The organism is Synechococcus sp. R6-7 (assembly GCF_047461695.1).
Lineage (GTDB): Bacteria > Cyanobacteriota > Cyanobacteriia > Thermostichales > Thermostichaceae > Thermostichus.
The window spans coordinates 1-4,889 of record NZ_JANSHS010000365.1 but is presented as its reverse complement, the minus strand read 5'-3'; the positions used below and the strand labels follow the sequence as shown (position 1 = coordinate 4,889).

The following is a 4,889-nucleotide window of genomic DNA, read 5'->3' as shown; positions in this document are numbered from 1 at the left end:
GCTTAGCGGTCGGAGCCGGGTAGTTTACTTACGTTGCAAACAATCATAACTCATACCAACTTCGAGTTGTAAAGATTTCCTTAACTTTTCTGCTCCCCAACCCTAATGCATTCGCCGAAGGGTCGCGTAGCGATAGCAGCCGGATTCCTATCCAGAACTGGGGATCTGGATACCCTTTAGCAAAGGGATCCAAGGCCAGCGGATCACCTGCAGCAGGTTGGAAAAGTCATCCCGCCAGACGGGATCCCCGGCCTGGGGCAAAAGGGGCTGCCAGGGATCCAGTTCCTGCAGGACTCCAGAGTTTTGGGCCAAAGGGCTCCGCCCTGCTGAGGCGGTCGTCGAAGCGTCGCGCGGCGATAACAGCACCCAGTGGGAAGGGGCCAGCCCCGCCTGGCGTTGCTCAGGGGAGAGATCCCGGTGGTCTTGGTGCCAAGCGTGAAGCTGCAGGGATCCGGCCAGGCCGGCCAACAGCGGGGCCAGGTCGAGGTGGCGGTTGGTGATGTTGAAGAGCAGCCAGCCGTGGGGCTTGAGCTTGCTGAGGTAGAGGGCCAAAGCCTCTTGCGTGAGCAAATGCACCGGCACTGCGTCAGAGCTGAAGGCATCCATCACCATCAGGTCATAGCTGCCCTCTGGGATCCCCTTGAGGCTGAGCCGGGCATCACCGAGGATGACCTGCACCTGCGCCCGCGTCTGGGCCCACCGGAGATAGGAAAAATAGCGGCTCGCCCAATCGACCACGGTGGGATCCAACTCGAAAAACGTCCACTCATCCCCTGGCTCGGCATAGGCGGCCAACGTGCCGATCCCCAGCCCCAACACCGCAATGGCGGGTATGGGATCCACAGTCTGGGCTCTGAACGCCGCAAACACCTGCCCAACCGGCCCAGACCGAGAAAAATAGGTCAGCGGCTCCAGCGCTTTTTCCGGATCCAAGTTTTGGCTGCCGTGTAGAGTGGTGCCGTGCAGAAGGCTGCGGAAGGATCCCTGCTCAGTTTGGTATTCCACGATCCGGTTGAGGCCGAAGGCGCTGCGCTCGCTGTGGATCACCTGCAGTCCCGGCTGCAGCCAGGGTTGCCCCAGCAGCACAACCAACCCCGCCATTGCTCCCACCCAACCGACCTTGGCCTGCCAGCCAGGGGCTCCGCTCTGCTGCTGTGAACGGCTCTCCCCTGACACCAACAGCGCCAGCACCGCCCAGCCCAACGCCAAACCCACCCCAGCGCCCACCTGCAGCAACGCCTGCGGTTGAAAGTGCAACAGCAGCAAAGGCAGGAGCAGCCCCAGCCCCAGCCACAGGCCCACCCGCCCCCCCTGCGCCCCCAGCACGGCCAGCGACATCCCCAGCAACAGGGGATATTCCAGCACCGTCTCGAACACCTGCGGTGCCAAGAGGGCAGAGAACATTCCCCCCAAACTCCCCCCCAAAGCCAGCCACAGGTAAAACTGCGTCAACTGCTCCACCGGCGGGCGACGGCAAGCCAACCGGCTGTGGCAGCCCCAGCTCACCAGCCCAAAGGTGGTCAGATGCAGCGGCAAAAGCAAAAAACCCGGCCTCACCCAGCCCAAGACCTGTGTCCCCACCGCCCCGCAGGCCAGAAGAGCTGTCGTTCCCAAAACCCCCTTATTGGGGTGGATCCCCCCGAAAGCCAGCATGAATGTCAGCAGATAGATCCCCAGAGGAATGGCCCACAACAGGGGCACTGCCGCCACGTCGGTGGTCAACAAGGTGGTGACCGCCACCAACAGGCCCGCCGGCAAAAAAGCCAGACCCGCCCAGCGCCAACGCTCTCGCCAGGAAACAGCCCAATTCCCCAGAGCAGCGCTGGATCCCTGGGAATCCGCCCCGCGTTCTTGTGGCTCGGCAACGCCGTTGCAACTGAGCAGCAGACCCACCCCGCTCAGCAGCACCAGGGCTGCCACCAGCGCGTAGGATCCCGTCCACAGGAGAGTTTGCCAAGCCAAAGACAGACGAGGCTCCAACACCAGCGGGTACCCCAGCAGCCCGCCCAAGCTGCCGGCATTGCTGGCCACATAGAGAAAATAGGGATCCAAAGCCTCCCGTTGCCCCGCGACCCCTCTTGCCGCCAACCCCCGTTGCAGCAACGGCGTCGTCGCCGACAGGAGAAACAGCGGCACCCCAGCTCCCAAGGTCAAGTTTGCCAACAGAGCGAGAGGGGGCCACCATCCTTCCGGTTGGCCGGGGATCCCCAATTGAAAGGGCAAAAGCCTCAGACCGGCCAGCAACAGGATCCCGTGGATCAGCACCCCCATCCTGGGATTGAGGCCGCGCCCCAGCCGATCTGCCCACAGGTAGCCCAAAAGCAGGGTGGCCTGAAAAAAGGCCAGGCAGGTATTCCACACCAGGGGGGATCCCCCCCACAGCGGCAGCAGCAACTTGCCCACCAACAACTGTCCCCAGAAGAGGCAAAAAGCGCTACCAAACAAGCTGAGGCCAACTAGCCAAACCAAAGCCGACCCACCGCAAAACCCTCAACTGCCAGTATTCCCCACTTTCTCCCGGAAGCTTGAGATGGGATGTTGTAGCCGCTTGGTGGTGCCCCTTGGGATCACCCAACTCAGAGGAAGGCCGATCCTTGTTCCTCGATTCAAGTGCGCCAACGGGTGGAAGGGGGCCACCCTCCGCCGGTACTCTCAGTTGCCCCGATCACAAGGACTTTGTCCCGCTGTCGCGAACAGTTAGGATCGCAACGCTGACTCAAACCTACACTGCACCCCCATGTTGCCATGCAGCGCCAACGCGAACACAGAGCATCGCTGGCTCTGGCGTGACCAGCCCATTCGCTACCAACAGTCGGGATCCACAGGCCCAGCCGTGTTGCTCATCCATGGCTTTGGGGCCAGCAGCGACCATTGGCGGAAAAATTTGCCGGAGCTGGGGCAGCACTGTCAGGTGTATGCGGTCGATTTGTTGGGGTTTGGGGGATCCGCCAAGCCCCTGCCGGGATCCCCTTTGCCCTACACCTTTGAGACCTGGGGATCCCTGGTGGCCGATTTTGTGCGGGAGGTGATGGGCCAGCCGGCCTACCTGGTGGGCAACTCGATTGGCTGCATTGTGGCTTTGCAGGCGGCGGTTCTGGATCCGGCCCAGGTTTTGGGGGTGGCGATGTTGGATCCCTCGCTGCGGCTGTTGCACGAGCGGAAACGAAAGCAGATCTCCTGGCTGCGCCGCCGGTTCACCCCTTTGCTTCAATCCCTACTGGGGTGGCCTCCCTTTGGTCGTTTCTTCTTTGCTCAGGTGGCCCAGGCTAGGGCCATTCGCAATATCCTCCTCCAAGCCTACGGGCGCAAAGAAGCGGTTACCGAGGAGCTGATCCAGCTTTTGCTCAAACCCGCTTTGGAGCCGGGGGCGGCAGAGGTCTTTTTGGCCTTTGTGCGCTATTCTCAGGGGCCTTTGGCTGAAGATCTCTTGCCTCAGCTCACCTGTCCCGTCTTGATCTTGTGGGGGGAAGCGGATCCCTGGGAACCCATTGCTCTGGGGCGGGCCCTGGCAGAGTTTCCTTGCGTGGTGGGGTTCATCCCATTGCCGGGGGTCGGCCATTGCCCCCAGGATGAAGCCCCCGAGCTGGTCAACCCGCTGCTGTTGGACTGGATCCGGGATCCCACCCGAAAACCTGAGAAAGGACTCCATTCTCTCCCCCCAGAAGAGGGGAGCTAGGAAGCGGCGCAGCAGGAGCTTCCCCGTGCTGGGGAATGGCATGGGCTGCCCTTGGAATCCTCGTACCTACGCCCGACCGAGGTGCTCCAGTCGATCCAGGTTGGGGCCGCTCAGCCGGAATGCCTGGCCAAACCCCTGGATGAAGCTGCCAGCTTTGGGGATGATCTGACAGAAGTGAAAATCCGCCAAGCCCAGGATCATCTCGGCAATCTCGTACTTGGCGCGGTAGAGGGCTTCAAACCCCTGCGCCTGCGCCTCCTCGCGGCTGAGAAACTGGGCTTCTCCGCTCACCATCACCCGCGGCAGGGCGTGGTTACTGCGGGGATCCCCTGGGGTGGGCGGCTCGTGGATGAGCAGGCTGGCACGGGGATCCGCCCGCAAAGCCTGGGTGTGGGCAGAAAGATCGCTGATGACAATGGCAAAGCGCAAGGGATCCCGCTGCACCACAAAAGGCACCAACGACACCGCCGGGGATCCCTGCTCCAGCACCGCCAAGCTGGCCACCGGCTGGCCATCCAGCAGCATATTTAACTGTTCCAGCACCGACATGGTTGTCCTCCAGTCCCCTTGCTATTATCAGCTCCCCTGTACTGGGACAAGAGCCACAACCCTGCTTACAGGCTGTTCCTGGCCTGGTTGAACTCTGCCCGGCAGCTCGGAACATTGGGCGTCAACAACGTTGTAAATAAAACTTTACAATCCTACGCAAAGCAAGCTACGCTGGTGAAGAAAGCACAAGGAGAACCCTATGACCCGATATCGCTCCGTCGTCGTCGAAGAAGGCGGTCGGCTGAACAACTACGCCATTGAGCCAGAAATGTATGTGGATAGCACCCCCCGCGTGGGCTTCACCGACTATGCAGAGCGCTTGAACGGGCGCTTGGCAATGATCGGCTTTGTTGCCCTGATCCTGTTTGAAGCTCTGTCTGGTACCACCCTGATTGGCTGGCTGCAGTCCCTGGGCCGATAAGCCAAAGAACGCTTCCTAGGAAGAGGGCTGTCTCTAATCGCCGATTGACTGTTCGCGATAGTGGGACGGAGTCCTCACTTTGCTGCACAGTTCTCTACAACCTGATGTGCAAACGCTAGGCAGTTGTGCGAGTGTGCAGAGAGCGGGTGGTTAGGTTTATGTTTCTAGACCCCAGCTACCGTTTGAAATGTACCCCAAGCTCTGGGGGAACTAACGCCTGTGGAGACTCCTCTGGCGGGGTGG

General features: G+C 61.1%; 4 protein-coding genes. 2 read left to right on the top strand and 2 right to left on the bottom strand.

The genetic code is table 11. The features are described from left to right. Positions 1–147: 147 nt before the first annotated feature. Positions 148–2,469, bottom strand: coding sequence for a fused MFS/spermidine synthase (locus NW815_RS10860; RefSeq protein WP_414388175.1), 2,322 nt, complete (start codon positions 2,467–2,469; stop codon positions 148–150). Positions 2,470–2,737: 268 nt separating this feature from the next. Between NW815_RS10860 and NW815_RS10855 the strand changes: the two genes are divergently transcribed. Next, a complete protein-coding gene (locus NW815_RS10855; RefSeq protein ID WP_414388173.1) occupies positions 2,738–3,676 on the top strand; it encodes an alpha/beta fold hydrolase in 939 nt (312 codons plus the stop codon). Positions 3,677–3,742: 66 nt separating this feature from the next. Here the strand turns inward: NW815_RS10855 and NW815_RS10850 are convergent, their stop codons facing one another. Continuing rightward, positions 3,743–4,225 (bottom strand): pyridoxamine 5'-phosphate oxidase family protein, encoded by a 483-nt coding sequence (locus NW815_RS10850; protein WP_414388171.1) that lies wholly within the window; start codon positions 4,223–4,225, stop codon positions 3,743–3,745. Between the two features lie 199 nt (positions 4,226–4,424). Here NW815_RS10850 and NW815_RS10845 point away from each other — a divergent pair, with 199 nt between their 5' ends. Next, positions 4,425–4,646: a high light inducible protein gene (locus NW815_RS10845; protein WP_011433062.1), complete on the top strand. Its 222-nt coding sequence runs from the start codon at positions 4,425–4,427 to the stop codon at positions 4,644–4,646. Positions 4,647–4,889 lie beyond the last annotated feature (243 nt).